Below are 14,999 nucleotides of genomic sequence, written 5' to 3' on the forward strand. Positions count from 1 at the left end.
AGAAGCAAGATGTCGTCTTTTTGACGAGCATCTACAAAAAAGAGGGGGGTATAGAGATCCTGCTGGATCAGCCAGTCCTTATAAATCTGGGTAAAATGAGGGCTTTCAAGATCACTGTGCGTAATCCCAATGGCAATATTATGGGTATATTCCTGGAATACTTCGATATAGCTTTCCAGTTCCTGGATCGGATCACTCACTGTATGATCAATAAGGATAATGGCACCTAGTGCGCCTTGACAGATGACAGGCCAGATAAAGTCAAAGCGGCTTTGTCCAGGCGTCCCATATAGGCCAATTTTGGTTCCATCTTCTAATGTGATCTCACCATAATCGATTCCTACCGTGGTTTCCATTTTTGTATGGCTGCGGTCGTCAGTATTCAGTGCCTCAGTGAGTAACACTGGTATATCAGATAATGAACGTATCGCGGCTGTTTTACCTGCGCCCATGGAGCCCGCAAAAACGATTTTATATTGTTGTAGAATCATAAGTATTTACTTTATTAAAATCCAAATTTAAATCGTAGCTTTCCAAAAAAGCTTTTAATGAAACTTTGCTGTTCTATTCTTTCAACTGGCTCAGTGGTGCGATAACGACTTTCCCAAGCATTAATTTTTTCAATATTTCCTGAAGCCATACTGGCTGCAATAAATTGTCGAAGTGTGAGTAAAGAAATCGCATGTTGTTCAGCAATTTTTGAAATCTTAGCGCCTTGAATAAAGCAGGCAGATATCTAAAAATACGTTTTTTATGTAGCGGATGACCTGGCTTTGGCCAGTAGTGAAGTTCGTAGTGACCATCTTCAGGCGCGATCTGTGCAAAGCTGGGTGAATCCCAGAAGAAATTCCATAACCAGTCCTGCAGAATCTGTGTTTCTCTACGTGTCACTTTTAAGAGGTCGCTAGTAGAAGCAAAGTCATATTGAAAAGAAAAGTCTGTGCCTGTTTCAGCCCGGTCTTTGTTTAACCAGGCCAGATTTTTTGCTGAGTCAATGATGGCAATGGTGCCATGCCGGGCATAGAGATGTAATTTACCTTTTTCAGGATGTAGCATCTCTTTAAAAAAGTTAATCGTCTAAGGATAGTCAGAAGATTGCTGGATCTGAATGGGGGCTGAAAATATAGGTTCTTCTATTTCAGAGGTAATTTCTGAATTAAGAATATTTTGCTCAAACCAGTGCTTGAGAATTTGTGTGTTTTGCAGGGGTAAAGCGAGCGTATTATTTATAATCTGGTTCGAATATTGAGCATTTTTAGAGATACATAAATAAGGGCATTTTTGGTTTTTGAGAACACGTTGGATACCCTCTGTTTCAAGAAAGTATTCATACACCAACAGGCAATCGAGATGAGGATCGGAAGCAGTGTTCCATTGCAGGATAAAATGATCAGGAGTGATGTGCTGTAAAGTCTTTTTTAGTTCATCTGCATCGTGAATACTTAAACCTGCTATTCCAATATGAATATAATGCCTATGCATTTTAAGTCTCGATTAAAGTTTATATTTTATTGGGTGAAGCGCATAAGGATCCCCTTTATTGCATGAAATAAAGGGGAAAACTGTGTATTAGCTAAAGTCTAAACCTTGTTCAAAAGATTTAAGCTCATGACGAGCCATAGCCAGGTTTGCTTTAGAACGATCCAGTACAAGATACAGGAATACATTGTTATTCTTTTCGAGTGGGCGAATGAGATGATATTGCTTGCCCAGCGTAATCAGAATATCTTCAATCGAGTCATTCAGATTTAATGAATTCGCTACACGGCGTTTTGCGCGAACCACTTCTGTATTGCCGGCCAAGATCGATATTGCCACCACCTTGAGTTGCTAAAGCCAAGCCGCTTTCACCATCAGCTAATGCTGCAGCAACGAAACCATCAATGTCTGTAAGTGTATCTTAGGTTACCTTAGCCATAATATTTCCCTATTATAAAAATAGTTGATGCGTTAGTTGTATTTGATGAAGTTCGAATATTATCTTTTTCATTCAAATTCATTATAAAAATGGGCAAGTAAATTACAATTGAAATAAAAACCATATAAAATTTAATGTTTTACTTTATATCTTAATTTTTAACTTGTACTTTTTAATTATGTGATGCGTTTATTTTTTTATTTAAGGATATGTGAAATGATTCTGTGATTATTTTTTAATCTATAATCTCACCTTAATCTAAAAGATGTAATAAAATATTTTGAATGGATTATGGAACTAATTAGGTAAAAATTTCAGTTGAAAAAATAGATTCACTTCATTCTCTAATAAATTTAAAGAATAAAAAAAGCCAATATCTCATTGGCTTTTAGTAAAACTGAATTTTTGAGGTTGAAGTATTTACGCAAATACACGTAATACTGCTTCAATCAGTACCCAAAGAATCGCAAGCGCAACCACTGGCTCAACGATTTTTGCCCAGGTTGGTGTTTCTACAACAGCAACTTCTTCAACATCATGATGCTGGCTATTTTGATGAACCATTTGGCTAAACTCCTTCATTGATGCTTCTAATGATAGCTCTTCTTCATGAATTGGTTTAGAGCCTTTGAGTTCTGTTAGGTTATTTGTTGTCCAAACCCAATCATCTGCCTGGCCAGACAAATGTTCAATTTGTCCTTTCAACAGCTCTTGGATACTGGTCTGATTATGATTGCCAGTATCATGTAACTGCTTCAATTCAGTCAGCTGAAAATGGAAAATTTCAGACGTGAGCTGTTCCAGCTCGGGTTTCGGTAAAGTTGACTTGTTTTCCACTCGGGTAGTCAGGTGACGGGCTATTTCCAGAATATAAAGTTTATCTGGATGCTTGATTTCATTATATATTTTTTGCGGATTGTTACGCCATTCGCTAATCAGTTTGCCTAAAGTGAGAGCATTGATTTCTGAAATATATTTACGTCTTTCTTCTTTTGTATAGCCTTGTAGAAGCTCAGGCTTTTGAGTTTCTATCTGTTCAACAAAATATTGTACTAAATCAAAAGCCATTCACTTACTCCATTATTTTTAATCTAATAACCTTAGGGTTGGTTTTTTCTTTGCGGGTTCAGGCTGTTCTTCAGTGCTTGATTTTAAAGCATCTTCATCACTTTGTGTATGCTCATATTCATTTGGATCAAAGAATAATCCTTGACCATTTTCACGTGCATAGATCCCGAGGACTGCTGCCATCGGTACATAGATATCACGTGATACACCACCAAAACGTGCTGAGAAGGTGATGGCTTCATTATCCATATTCAGCGCATGAACTGCATGCGGCACAATATTCAGGACAATCTGGCCATCTTTAATAAACTGTTCTGGAACCATGGTATTTGGACGCGTAGCATCAACCAATAGGTATGGTGTCATATTGTTATCACAGATCCATTCATAAATCGCACGAGACATATAAGGACGTGTAGGCGTAAGGTTGAATTCCTGTTCAGACATAATGAATACTCGATTAATTTGATAACTGGGCAGCGTAGCGGTTCTTTTCCTGCAACGTCATTGATTTGATAAAAGCAGGACGGCTGAAGATTCGCTGGCAATACAGATAGAATGGGCGGCATTGCTGTTTAGGTAATTCTACACCCATACTGTGCAAACGGATGAACATCGGCGCAAGCATGCAGTCCAAGATACTGAACTGCTCTGACATGAAATAGGGAAAGTGCTGAAATAGTGGCATCAGTGATACCAGAATATCGCGAAGCTGTTTTTGCGCCTGAGCTTTCGCAGCGGGATCTAAAGAATCCGGGTGTTTGAGCATGATATCGGCCAGTTTAAGCCAGTCATGTTCAAAGCGCCATAGATATTGGCGTTGCTCAGCTCGCGGCATCGGTGCATCGGCATAGAGCTTGTTCTGGCGATAGCGATCATCAATATATTCAGAAATAATCTGGCTAATAAATAATTTCAGATCATTTTCAATCAGCATCGGTAGCTGATTATAAGGATTGAGGCTGGCCAGATCTTCATCATCACTATCGACCAGGATCAGGTTATATTTAATCTGCTTTTCAGCAAGTACGTAGCGAATCCAATGGGAACGAAAGTCATCGGCATGGCTATATAAGGTGATTCCTTGAAGTGGCGCGCTTTCGACTGACATAAATCCTGATTAAGTTCTAATGAATAGACTAGGATACTAAAAATCAACCTAAAAAGCACGAAGCATAAAAAGCCAATTGGACTAAGGCAGGGTAGAGTAGAGAAAAAAATGAAAGGAGCAGAACAATATGATCATGAATTTTGGCTTAATCATTCTGTTTATTATCATCGGTGTTGCGAATTATTATCTGACCAAATCCTTCTGGTGTCATGAAGGGGTATGGGGTAAGGATGTGCATGAACAATAAATATAGAATCCAACTAAGTGGTCAATTTCAAGCCATAAAAAACCCTGGAATAAACCAGGGTTTTTTGTCCGATTCGGTAAACGAATTAACGTTTAGAGAATTGAGGACGTTTACGAGCTTTACGTAAACCAAGTTTCTTACGTTCAACTTCACGAGCATCACGAGTAACGAAACCAGCTTGACGAAGAGCAGGTTTAAGAGTTTCGTCAGAAGCGATCAGTGCACGAGTAATACCGTGACGGATAGCGCCTGCTTGACCACCGATACCACCACCAGCAACAGTGATGTAAAGGTCATATTTCTCAGTCGCTTCAAGAAGCTCTAGAGGTTGACGAACAACCATACGAGCAGTCTCACGACCGAAGTATTGTTCTAAAGAACGGTTGTTGATTACGAGTTTACCAGTACCAGCAGATAGGAAAACACGTGCAGTTGCGGTCTTACGGCGACCTGTACCATAGTTAGTAGCCATGTGCTGTATCCCTTAGATGTCCAAAACTTGTGGCTGTTGAGCAGTATGTGGATGCTCAGTACCAGCGTACACTTTCATTTTTTTGATCATTGCATAACCAAGAGGACCTTTTGGCAACATGCCTTTTACAGCGCGTTGGAAAATTTCTTCTGGTTTGTGAGCAACTAATTTTTCAAAATTAGTTTCACGAATACCACCAGGGAAACCAGTATGGCGATAGTATTTCTTGTCAAGTGATTTGTTACCAGTCACTTGAACTTGCTCAGCATTGATAACAACGATGTAATCACCAGTGTCAACGTGAGGAGTATAAGAAGTTTTATGCTTACCGCGTAAACGACGAGCGATTTCAGTCGCGAGACGACCTAAAGTTTTGCCAGAAGCATCAACAACGTACCAGTCGTGTTGAACTTCAGCTGGCTTAGCGCTGAGAGTTTTCATTAAACCACTACCTATTATAGTTGGTTTGGACTATGGAAGCTGTCCAAACAAAAGGAGACCGAATTCTACCCGAAAGCCGGGAGAACCACAATGAAAATATAAAATTTCAAGCGCTGTATTTTACAACGTCTTTCAATGAATGACCAGTAGGATTTTTAGCCTATAAACACATATGATTAATCATTAAATAATAAAATAGGCCTAAGACTATGGGCGCCTCTTTGTATGAATGAATTCACCTGTTTTTTAATATGTATTTCTTTAGCAAATGACCTGTCTTCGCGTCTGCGTAGGTTTGCTTTCTAAACTTGAGACAATCCTCTTTGAAAATGCCAAAAGCTAAACATGTCGAGTGTTGAGAGGATTGCCTGAAACTCTTTATAGGGTTTATTGACGTCAGCCCGGTTTTATCTTTCTTTAATATAATGAGAAATGTACAGTATTATTTGAATAAACATCATCTAAACCTTTATCTAAAACTTTCCCTGTGAAATTTGTACTAAAATAAGGACAATTGATAATACAGAAGAAAGTCATGCTGCCTTTATATATTACCAGTGGTGAACCTGCCGGAATTGGTCCAGATATCTGCTTGAGTCTGGCGGATCGTATTGATGAGCGTCCATTGGTGGTACTTGCCGATCTGTATATGCTCCGTCAACGGGCGCAGCAGTTAAAACTTCTGGTTGAACTGATTGAATACACAGGGCAAACGACTTCTTCAGAAAAAGGTCAGCTTTATGTTGAGCATGTGCCTTTAAAAGAACCGGTAGTACTAGGTCAGCTAAATAGCCACAATGCCGCTTATGTACTCGAACAGCTGCGTCGTTCAGCCAAATATGCCATATCAGGTAAAAGTGTCGGAGTGGCTACAGCGCCAGTGCAGAAGTCAGTCATTAATGATGCAGGCATCCATTTCAGTGGTCATACCGAGTATTACCAGGAATTTGCTGGTGTACCGCGTGTGGTGATGATGCTAGCGACTAAAACTTTACGTGTTGCTTTAGCAACCACCCATCTGCCACTTCGTGCAGTTGCCGATGCCATTACTCCGGAACGCTTGCATCAGGTGATTGATATCCTGATTCATGACTTAAAATCGAAGTTTAAAATCGAGCATCCGCATATTCTGGTCTGTGGTTTAAATCCACATGCAGGTGAGGGCGGTTATTTGGGTATGGAAGAGATTGAAGTCATCAATCCAGTACTGGAGACTTACCGTACTCAAGGTATCAATATGAGTCTGAGCCTGCCTGCAGATACTTTATTTACCGCTGAAAATTTGAAAGATGCCGATGCTGTTCTGGCGATGTATCACGATCAAGGTTTACCTGTGTTAAAATCTCAGGGCTTTGGTGAAGCCATCAATATTACCTTGGGCTTACCGTTTATCCGAACTTCTGTCGATCACGGCACAGCACTCTCCCTCGCAGGTACAGGCCTTGCGAAAAGCTCAAGCTTACATGTGGCTGTGGACTTGGCGCTGGATTTAGCGCGTCAATGATCTCGTCTTTATTACACGTTGGAAATGTCTATGTATCAGATTAATGCCTTAAACCCAAAAGATGAAGGGCATCACACGCGCAAGCGTTTTGGTCAAAACTTCTTACATGACCAACGTGTCATTGCCAAAATTGTGCGTTCCGTAAATCCGCGTGCAGGCGAAAATATTGTTGAAATTGGCCCGGGTCTGGCAGCTTTGACATCTCCTTTAATTGGTGAATGTGATGCCTTGACCGTACTTGAGCTGGACCGTGACTTGGCCGCTGGTTTGCCGAGTCGTGTGCCGCATCCTGAACGTTTAACCATTATTGAAACAGACGCACTGAAATACGATTTCACTAATTTGTTTGAAGAAGGTCGTCCGCTACGTGTAGTCGGAAACCTGCCTTATAACATTTCAACACCACTATTGTTCCATCTCCTGGAATTTGGTGACAAAGTGAAAGACATGCACTTCATGCTGCAAAAAGAAGTGGTCGATCGTATTACAGCTTCACCGAACACCAAAGAATATGGTCGTTTGTCGGTGATGATCCAGTATTACTGCAAACCGACTTTTCTGTTTGAAGTGCCGCCAGGTTCTTTTAATCCGCCACCAAAAGTGACATCTGCCGTGTTCCGTTTGGAGCCATATGATGTAAAACCGATCGTGGCAAAAAATGAAAAAGCTTTGGCTCGTCTGGTATCGCATGTATTTACCCAGCGCCGTAAGACTTTGCGTAATAGCCTGAAAGGGATGCTGGTTGAAGATGGTTTTGAAAAGGCAGGTGTGGATCCAATGGCACGTCCAGAGACACTGTCACTTGCCCAATTTGTGGCATTATCTGATCAAATGGTAGCTTAAAAATAATGACCCGCACTGTTCGATACAATTATGTGATTGGTGATGTACAAGGCTGTTTTGAAGCCTTGAAGGCACTGCTGAAAGAAATCCGTTTTGATCCTGATCAGGACTTTGTCTGGTTTGCTGGTGATCTGGTGGCTAGAGGGGAAAACTCGCTGGGTGCATTACGCTTCATTAAAAAGCTTGTCGATAATGGCGTGGCGGCAACAGTGCTGGGTAATCATGACCTGACTTTGCTGGCTTATGCACGCGGTATTAAGCCGATTAAAGACAAGGATAATGTCCGTGATGTGATTGATGCGATCGACAGTGATGAGTTAATTGACTGGATCCGTAAACAGCCGATGTGTCTGTTTCCGAATGAACAGACGGTACTGACCCATGCCGGTATTCCCAATATCTGGGATGCAGCCAAGACGGCTGAATTGGCTAAAGAAGTAGAAGCCATTATTGCCCATGATGATTTTGAGGTGGTGGATACTTTCTTAAAGGAAATGTTTGGGAAAGAGCCTACACTCTGGTCAGATGAATTAGAAGGTCATGAGCGTACACGCTGTATCGTGAATTACCTGACCCGGATGCGTTTAACTGATGCAGAAGGGCGTCTGGAATATAGTTTTAAAGATTCACTGGATGATCCGATGCCAGAAGGTTTTAAGCCTTGGTTTGAATTTGAATCGAAAACTGCAGCAACCCATCAAATTGTATTTGGACACTGGGCCGCTTTACAGGGTAAAACCATTTCTGGGCGAATTCAGAATGTCGATGGCGGCTGTGTCTGGGGTAATCAGTTGATGGCTTATCGACTGGAAGACCAGCAAATGTTTGCCGTCGATAATCCGGTATTTTAAAATATTTAAAGCTCAAAAAAGCCACGTTGAACGTGGCTTTTTTATTGTGCTGATGATTAGTCTGCGCGAATCCAGGTCTGGTTGCGGCCCAGAACTGAAACACCCATACTGGCACGTAGTGTTAAACGCTTGCCGGTATTGTTTAGACGAACCTTGGCATCATAAATTTTACCTGCCAATGGATCAATGACACGACCTTTTTCATAATTTTTGGTGCCTTCAACGTGTTTCAGGCCTTTTAGAATAGTCATGCCTAAAATCGGTTGATCGGTATAAGGGGCTGGACATTTATTACATTTTTCGCGTGGTGTATAACCTGGACGTGGCGTGATTTTCGCAATCTTGCCTGAGTAAGTATTATTTGCTTCTTTTTCGATGACAATGATGGCTTTTGCTGCTCCAGTTTTATCATCAATTTGTTGCCAGGTTCCGCTAATATCTTGAGCCCACAGGTTCATCATGAATCCTGTAGTCAATGTGGCAAGGAATATCTTCTTTAACATATCCATCATTCCAAAGAACTTTTCATTATTACCCGCACATGTTAGGAAGATTGCACAAATAGTCAATAAATAATTAAAAACATGGAATTAAATTTATAAAAAAAGCTGCCTGTTTGGCAGCTTTGAGAAAAAGTGTGAACTTATTCCTGACGAATCCAGGTTTGGCTACGACCCAGAGCAGATACACCCACATAACCGCGTAGGGTTAAACGTTTGCCGTTGCTGCTCAGACGAACCTTGGCATCGTAAATTTTACCTGTCAATGGATCAATCACACGACCTTTTTCATAATTCACGCTATCACCAACCTGTTTTAAACCTGTCAGTACATCCATCCCCAGGATTGGCTGATTAGTATAAGGAGCAGGACATTTATTACAGGTTTTTTGCGGGGTATAACCTGGACGAGGCGTTACTTTGACAATCTTGCCGGCATAAGTACCATTGCTGTCCTGACGGATTTCAATCAGTGCTTTGGGTGAACCAGTCTTATCATCGATTTGTTGCCATGTCCCGGTCAAGTCTTGTGCATAAATGGTCCCAGTCATGAATGTAGCAATGAGCATTAATCCTAATTTAGATTTATTCATTTATATTTATCCTTTTTTCATAGATGAAACAAACTATCCCAAACACAAGCGTGTGGTTTTTTAATTTTGGTTGATTTTAGAGTAATGAGCGTTGCAGATTGCTCGATCAATCTGCTTTAACCCTGTTGATTCCCCATGACAGAAATATGCCGATGTTAATTGCTTTGTGGCTGAATTTTCAGTAAAAGCAGAGAAATTCAATAAGATCTTTAACATGGTAATGTCTTGCATTCTATCTCCTTATATTGCCCATCAAAATCCGTTTGATGCTAAGCCTGTTAAAGCAAATGAATCTAATATTTATATGCATGTTTTATATTGTATAAAAAAAGCATCTGTCTAATATTGATACAACTTAATGCATGAAAATGCAAGCTTCTGTGCACTAAGTCATGAATTAATCTTGTTTAATCCAAGTCTGGCTGCGTCCTAAGGCTGAAACACCCACATAACCACGTAGGGTTAGACGTTTGCCATTGGCACTTAATTTAGCTTTGGTGTTATAAATATTGCCGGATAAAGGGTCAATCAGTTTACCTTGAGAGAAATTATTATTGCCTGCATCCTTTAAGCCGGTGAGTACATCCAGACCAAGAATCGGTTTATTGGTATAAGGTGCAGGGCAGGAAACACAGGTTTCGCGCGGTGTATAGCCAGGACGAGGCGTAATCTTGGTAATTTTGGCAGTATAAACACCATTTGAAGTTTCACGAATTTCCAGAATCGCTTTAGCTGATCCTGTTTTATCGTCAATACTTCTCCAGGTGCCTGAAATATCGGAAGCGAAAGCCAGATGACTGAAAAAGGTCAGGGCTAAAAAGGATAATAATTGAACCTTTTTCATAGGTCTGTTCCTGAGTGAAAAATTCTTTATTTCCCTATAGTAAGAATAGTTTCATTCAGAAACAAACGTTAAATATTGATTGATGAGTCACATTTTTTGCAGATAAAGTATAAAAGTTGGCAACCAGATCGCAGTAAAAACGGCATTCACTGCCATGCCAAACGTAGCATAACGTCCGGCAACACTGCCACGCTGCCAGGCTTGAGCTGTACCAATCGCATGTGCTGCTAGACCTAGAGCCAGACCTGAAGCACGCTCATCATTGATATGTCGTAAAATAAATGGTGAAAATGCTGCACCAATTACGCCAGACAAAATGACGATCAGAATGGCCAGACTAACAGGTGCCTCCAGTAAGGTCGCAATATTAATTGCAATTGGTGTCGTGACTGCACGGGTGGCAAAGGCCATGATGTCGCCAGAAGACATATGTAGTAAATAGGCGAGACCCATCGGTAAGGCGACCGCACTGATACTGGCAAAAACCAGAATTCCGACAATAGCTTTCAGTGGCAGGTCATCATAACGCATGGCGGCTAGCGGAATCGCCAGTGCAACTGTGACATAACCAAGCAAATGGTTAAACAGTGGATTGACCTCATCCATATAATGCTCATAAGGAATACCCAGCACCAATAAAATCACCAGCACCAGGAACATGCTAAACACAATCACAGGAATTTGCGGAATAACACGATTGCAGGGTTTGGCAAGCAGATAAGCAATTAAGGTAATCGCAAAGCCATAAAGAACAGAAAACATGTGCGACTCCTATAACCAGCGTTTTGCCATTTTGGCGTAGATCCAAAGAGGGAGCAGAGTACTCAGGCATAACACCAGCATAAAGGCCGGAATTTTTTGTCCCATATGCATCAACATAATTAGCGCGCCTGCACTAATCGGTAAAAAAGCGAAGGCACTTTCTTTCATCAGCTTGTTATTAGTATCCACCAGACGCGCTGGAATTTTGCCAAAATAGCGCCAGGCAAATAAGGTGACTAGCAGGCTGATGAGTCCGACCAGGTTGCCCAATTCAGGATGATCTAGCTGGGTCATTAGCCAGACTGAAGCTTCACGAAATACAATAATTAAGAGGAGAGTGCTGATCCATGCTGGCCAGTCAATATGTTTTATCCAGTTCATTGGTGATGTCATTTAAAAGTTTACTTATCAAGTTTTACTCGATCTTACGCTGGATTTCAAACTCTTCAAGTGGACGCTGGAATTGAAGTGCTTGAGATCCCAGAATTTCTTCTATCGGTAAATGAGCCTGTTTGATCAACTGTTCCAGCTTCGGAGGTGCAATCCGTACATCGATATGTAACTGACCTTCATCATCATAATGTTCAGACTGAATCACGTTCAGCGCATAAAGTTGATTGCGCAGTTTGCCATAGGCAGGTTTCAATACCAGTTCAAAGTGCTGAATCTGACCCATTAATGCTTCATGCACGGCTTTGCGTAACAGATCCAGACCTTCACCACTATGTGCTGAAACATAGACTCGTTCAGGCTGACCGGGCTGGCGATAAATGATTTTGGCATCTTCACCGCTACAGTCGATTTTATTATAAACCCGTAACACCGGGACGTCGGCACCAATTTCCTTGAGCACCTTTTCAACGGCTTCAATTTGTTCAAGCATTTCCGGACTGCTGGAATCAATCACATGCAAAAGCAGGGTGGCTTCAACGGTTTCTTCCAGAGTTGCTTTAAAAGATTCGACCAGTGAATGCGAAAGATTGCGCACAAAGCCTACCGTATCTGCCAGTACCAGATTACCGACGCCGTCCCATTGCAGGCGTCTTAAAGTTGGATCCAGAGTCGCAAATAGTTGGTCTGCTGCATAAACATCGCTATCGGCCAGAATATTGAATAAGGTAGATTTTCCCGCATTGGTATAACCTACTAAAGACACGGTTGGAACAGCCGCTTTTTGCCGAGCAACACGGCCCTGAATACGGGTTTGACGGACTTTTTCTATTTTGGTTTTAAGCTGTCCCATGCGGATACGCAATAAACGGCGATCTGTTTCTAGCAGGGTTTCACCCGGACCACGCAGACCGATCCCGCCTTTCTGGCTATCCAGATTGGTACGGCTACGAACCAGTCGTGAAGACAGATGCTGTAATTGTGCCAGTTCAACTTGCAGTTTCCCTTCATAGGTACGGGCACGCTGTGCAAAAATATCGAGGATGAGTTCGGTACGATCAACCACCCGGCAATGCACCACATTTTCAAGGTTACGTGCTTGGGCAGGTGTCAGCGCATGATCGAAAATAACCAGATTGGCATCCAGTTCTTTGACCCGTTCAGCAATTTCTTCTGCTTTTCCTGAACCCACAAAGAATTTGGCATCCGGTTTTAAGCGTTGAACAAAAAGATGTTCCAGAATTTCGGCATTTGCAGATTGAGCTAACAGATGAAACTCTTCAGCATCAAGGTCATCCAGCATTTGTACACTCACACTGACCAGTATGACGCGTTCTTTTCCCTGATGTTGCTCAAAATATTCCACTCAGGCCAATCTCCAGTTGAAAACTTCATTTTAGTTGAAAATGAACTTTACAGATACAGAAATAGCGAGCTTTGTTTTAGAGTGCCGTGACAAACAGTTGTGCAAGTGTTACGAGCAACGCCGTATATAACAGGGTACCACCCAAGATATAGCTTAATACTTTTAAGGGCCGAATCATCTCAGCTGATTTCACTGTTTCATCTTGCATGATGAGCATCCTTTTTAATCTAATATTTCGATTAATTTATTTTATTTAATTTATTTAATGAATTTAAATTGAAAATATAGATGTACTTGGTCGTTTTTTATTATCAATGCAAGTTGGACATGAACAGTATAAAATGAGTTTAATTCGTGGATATTCCCTGTATCTTGTTTAGGATTTAGTGACCTTTTTATGAACTCGACTGTACAAAATCAATCACCTGAGATACAAGGTTTTGCAAAATTCTTTCTTTATACAAGAAAAACGACTTCTGCATTAGCAGCCATCAGCCAGGGGTTTTATCTGGTTTACCGTCATGGTTTGTATAAAGACCCGAATAACCCGAACAATACCCGATATGTGCAGTATTTCTGTCGCCAGTTGTGCAAGGTATTTAATATTGAGGTTCAGGTCCATGGCGTGATTCCACGTGAGCCGGCATTATGGGTGAGCAATCATGTGTCCTGGCTGGATATCGCCGTTTTGGGTTCAGGCGCGCGAGTGTTTTTTCTGGCCAAAGCTGAAATTGAAAATTGGCCAATTTTAGGCAAGCTGGCTAAAGGTGGTGGCACCTTATTTATCAAGCGTGGTTCAGGAGATTCGGTCCGAATCCGTGAACAGATTACCGGCTTCCTGAAGCAGAATATTCCAGTCCTGTTTTTTCCTGAAGCGACCACATCTGATGGACGCTCAATTAAAAAAATTTATGGACGTATTCTCGGTGCGGCGATTGAAGCGCAACGTCCGGTACAAATCTGCCTGATCTGTTATGTGAATCAGCAGGGCGAACTGGATATGGTGGCACCTTTTATTGGGAATATCAGTTTTGCCAAACATGTACAGAATGTTCTGGAAATGCCTAAAGTCACGGCTCATCTGATGGCCTTGCCGGCAATTGCGACCGAAGGGCATACAATAGAAAGCCTGACTGCATTAGTACATGAAAATATGCTGGAGGGTTTGCAAAGGTTGCAAGCCAAAGTATTAAAAAAGCCTCATTAAGAGGCTTTTTTATTAGAAATACTCAGAGATATTCATTACATAAAACCTTCGATCGGGAGTATCGACAGGAATTTTATTGAGGCTTTTTGATACCACTTCATTCCTGGCTCTTTTTTAAAGGTCTTTGTTTCACCTTTGGCATTGCGGATTTTCCAGTTAATGTTCTGGTTGGCATCCAGAACCAGCTTATAGGCATACTTGCTTAAGTTTTTGTCCATGGTTTCGTGTACTGCACGGGCCAAATTAGGACTATTTAGCAATACGCCAATTTCAGTATTCAAATAAGCTGAACGTGGATCGAAATTAAAAGAACCGATAAATACCTGTTTCTGGTCAATGGCCATCAGTTTGGCATGCAGGCTGGAACGGCTCAGGCCTTTTAAGCTGACCTTCGCTTTTTGTGCCAGCTCTTCAGTATTGGCATTCAGGTTGTCGGCATCTGGCGCGGCCAAAAACTCATAGAGCTTTACATCATTTTCCAGCAATTCCTGACGATATTTAGCATAAAAGGCATGGACCAGCGGCACGTCATTGGCCTTATAAGAGTTGGTGAGTACACGAACTTTGACATCTTCTGAAGCCAGTTTCTTGAGACGTTCTGCACCCTGTTTTTCCGGTACAAAATAGGCAGACACGATATCCACACTTTCTTCCGGTTTTTCCAGATGTTGTAATAACTGGAAGTTCAAATGATCTTCAGTTTTAGCCTTTGACTTGATTTTACTTGGTGGATCTTTGACAACTTCAGCTTCCACCCAATCGAGTTGAATATTATGTTCCAGCCATTTATCGAAAGCCTGTGAACGATTGGCCAGATTCAGATAGTTCTGGATTGCAGTATCATGGCTATATTCTTCCAGCTGCTGTTTCAGGCTCGGGAAG

The 14,999-nt window shown here is 41.4% G+C and carries 20 protein-coding genes and 1 pseudogene; 4 read left to right on the forward strand and 17 right to left on the reverse strand.

Going from position 1 to position 14,999, the window contains the following annotated elements; all coding sequences use genetic code 11:
- The 9 genes and pseudogenes from B4J23_RS03020 to rplM all read right to left on the reverse strand — a co-directional run.
- Nucleotides 1–491 (reverse strand): GTP-binding protein (locus B4J23_RS03020; RefSeq protein WP_291358724.1); only part of this gene is annotated, 491 nt, incomplete at its 3' end.
- Nucleotides 492–564: 73 nt separating this feature from the next.
- Nucleotides 565–1,056, reverse strand: coding sequence for a hypothetical protein (locus B4J23_RS03025; RefSeq protein WP_291358725.1), 492 nt, complete (start codon nucleotides 1,054–1,056; stop codon nucleotides 565–567).
- A 21-nt stretch (nucleotides 1,057–1,077) separates the two neighbouring features.
- Nucleotides 1,078–1,482 (reverse strand): hypothetical protein, encoded by a 405-nt coding sequence (locus B4J23_RS03030; RefSeq protein ID WP_291358726.1) that lies wholly within the window; start codon nucleotides 1,480–1,482, stop codon nucleotides 1,078–1,080.
- An 87-nt stretch (nucleotides 1,483–1,569) separates the two neighbouring features.
- Nucleotides 1,570–1,885 (reverse strand): annotated as a pseudogene (locus B4J23_RS03035) (roadblock/LC7 domain-containing protein).
- A gap of 453 nt (nucleotides 1,886–2,338) precedes the next feature.
- Entirely contained in the window at nucleotides 2,339–2,986 is a 648-nt protein-coding gene (locus B4J23_RS03040) for a hypothetical protein (RefSeq protein ID WP_180003890.1), read from the reverse strand.
- 18 nt (nucleotides 2,987–3,004) lie between these two features.
- Complete coding sequence (locus tag B4J23_RS03045) at nucleotides 3,005–3,433, reverse strand: ClpXP protease specificity-enhancing factor (RefSeq protein WP_291358727.1); 429 nt, start codon at nucleotides 3,431–3,433, stop codon at nucleotides 3,005–3,007.
- 13 nt (nucleotides 3,434–3,446) lie between these two features.
- Nucleotides 3,447–4,097: a glutathione S-transferase N-terminal domain-containing protein gene (locus B4J23_RS03050; RefSeq protein WP_291358728.1), complete on the reverse strand. Its 651-nt coding sequence runs from the start codon at nucleotides 4,095–4,097 to the stop codon at nucleotides 3,447–3,449.
- Nucleotides 4,098–4,429: 332 nt separating this feature from the next.
- Nucleotides 4,430–4,816 carry a 30S ribosomal protein S9 gene (gene rpsI, locus B4J23_RS03055; protein WP_004785251.1) on the reverse strand — a complete coding sequence of 129 codons (387 nt, stop codon included), beginning with the start codon at nucleotides 4,814–4,816 and terminating at the stop codon, nucleotides 4,430–4,432.
- Between the two features lie 12 nt (nucleotides 4,817–4,828).
- Nucleotides 4,829–5,257 carry a 50S ribosomal protein L13 gene (gene rplM / locus B4J23_RS03060; protein ID WP_004785249.1) on the reverse strand — a complete coding sequence of 143 codons (429 nt, stop codon included), beginning with the start codon at nucleotides 5,255–5,257 and terminating at the stop codon, nucleotides 4,829–4,831.
- 535 nt (nucleotides 5,258–5,792) lie between these two features.
- Here rplM and pdxA point away from each other — a divergent pair.
- Genes pdxA through B4J23_RS03075 form a run of 3 tightly spaced genes read left to right on the forward strand, consistent with a single transcriptional unit; the run spans nucleotide 5,793 to nucleotide 8,455 of the window.
- Nucleotides 5,793–6,761 (forward strand): 4-hydroxythreonine-4-phosphate dehydrogenase PdxA, encoded by a 969-nt coding sequence (gene pdxA, locus B4J23_RS03065; RefSeq protein WP_376745455.1) that lies wholly within the window; start codon nucleotides 5,793–5,795, stop codon nucleotides 6,759–6,761.
- A 30-nt stretch (nucleotides 6,762–6,791) separates the two neighbouring features.
- Entirely contained in the window at nucleotides 6,792–7,604 is an 813-nt protein-coding gene (gene rsmA / locus B4J23_RS03070; protein WP_291358729.1) for a 16S rRNA (adenine(1518)-N(6)/adenine(1519)-N(6))-dimethyltransferase RsmA, read from the forward strand.
- A gap of 5 nt (nucleotides 7,605–7,609) precedes the next feature.
- Complete coding sequence (locus tag B4J23_RS03075; RefSeq protein WP_104425779.1) at nucleotides 7,610–8,455, forward strand: symmetrical bis(5'-nucleosyl)-tetraphosphatase; 846 nt, start codon at nucleotides 7,610–7,612, stop codon at nucleotides 8,453–8,455.
- A gap of 56 nt (nucleotides 8,456–8,511) precedes the next feature.
- Here the strand turns inward: B4J23_RS03075 and B4J23_RS03080 are convergent, their stop codons facing one another.
- The 7 genes from B4J23_RS03080 to B4J23_RS03110 all read right to left on the reverse strand — a co-directional run bounded on the left by B4J23_RS03080 (nucleotide 8,512) and on the right by B4J23_RS03110 (nucleotide 13,118).
- Nucleotides 8,512–8,958: a DUF2147 domain-containing protein gene (locus B4J23_RS03080; RefSeq protein ID WP_180034242.1), complete on the reverse strand. Its 447-nt coding sequence runs from the start codon at nucleotides 8,956–8,958 to the stop codon at nucleotides 8,512–8,514.
- A gap of 140 nt (nucleotides 8,959–9,098) precedes the next feature.
- On the reverse strand, nucleotides 9,099–9,548 hold the full coding sequence (locus B4J23_RS03085; RefSeq protein ID WP_005237150.1) for a DUF2147 domain-containing protein: 450 nt from the start codon (nucleotides 9,546–9,548) through the stop codon (nucleotides 9,099–9,101).
- A gap of 397 nt (nucleotides 9,549–9,945) precedes the next feature.
- Nucleotides 9,946–10,392 carry a DUF2147 domain-containing protein gene (locus B4J23_RS03090; RefSeq protein WP_284880625.1) on the reverse strand — a complete coding sequence of 149 codons (447 nt, stop codon included), beginning with the start codon at nucleotides 10,390–10,392 and terminating at the stop codon, nucleotides 9,946–9,948.
- Nucleotides 10,393–10,479: 87 nt separating this feature from the next.
- Nucleotides 10,480–11,154 (reverse strand): LrgB family protein, encoded by a 675-nt coding sequence (locus B4J23_RS03095; protein WP_159123660.1) that lies wholly within the window; start codon nucleotides 11,152–11,154, stop codon nucleotides 10,480–10,482.
- Between the two features lie 9 nt (nucleotides 11,155–11,163).
- The gene (locus tag B4J23_RS03100) at nucleotides 11,164–11,535 is read right to left on the reverse strand and encodes a hypothetical protein (protein ID WP_034704120.1); all 372 of its coding nucleotides are present in this window, start codon (nucleotides 11,533–11,535) and stop codon (nucleotides 11,164–11,166) included.
- A gap of 34 nt (nucleotides 11,536–11,569) precedes the next feature.
- On the reverse strand, nucleotides 11,570–12,910 hold the full coding sequence (gene hflX, locus B4J23_RS03105; protein WP_180053025.1) for a ribosome rescue GTPase HflX: 1,341 nt from the start codon (nucleotides 12,908–12,910) through the stop codon (nucleotides 11,570–11,572).
- A 76-nt stretch (nucleotides 12,911–12,986) separates the two neighbouring features.
- Complete coding sequence (locus tag B4J23_RS03110) at nucleotides 12,987–13,118, reverse strand: hypothetical protein (protein WP_004785224.1); 132 nt, start codon at nucleotides 13,116–13,118, stop codon at nucleotides 12,987–12,989.
- A gap of 189 nt (nucleotides 13,119–13,307) precedes the next feature.
- Between B4J23_RS03110 and B4J23_RS03115 the strand changes: the two genes are divergently transcribed.
- Nucleotides 13,308–14,117, forward strand: coding sequence for a lysophospholipid acyltransferase family protein (locus tag B4J23_RS03115; RefSeq protein ID WP_291358730.1), 810 nt, complete (start codon nucleotides 13,308–13,310; stop codon nucleotides 14,115–14,117).
- A gap of 35 nt (nucleotides 14,118–14,152) precedes the next feature.
- Here B4J23_RS03115 and B4J23_RS03120 read toward each other — a convergent pair.
- A partial coding sequence (locus B4J23_RS03120; protein ID WP_291358731.1) for a phospholipase D-like domain-containing protein occupies nucleotides 14,153–14,999 on the reverse strand: 847 nt, incomplete at its 5' end.

This window comes from Acinetobacter sp. UBA3025, from assembly GCF_002367915.1.
Classification (GTDB): domain Bacteria; phylum Pseudomonadota; class Gammaproteobacteria; order Pseudomonadales; family Moraxellaceae; genus Acinetobacter.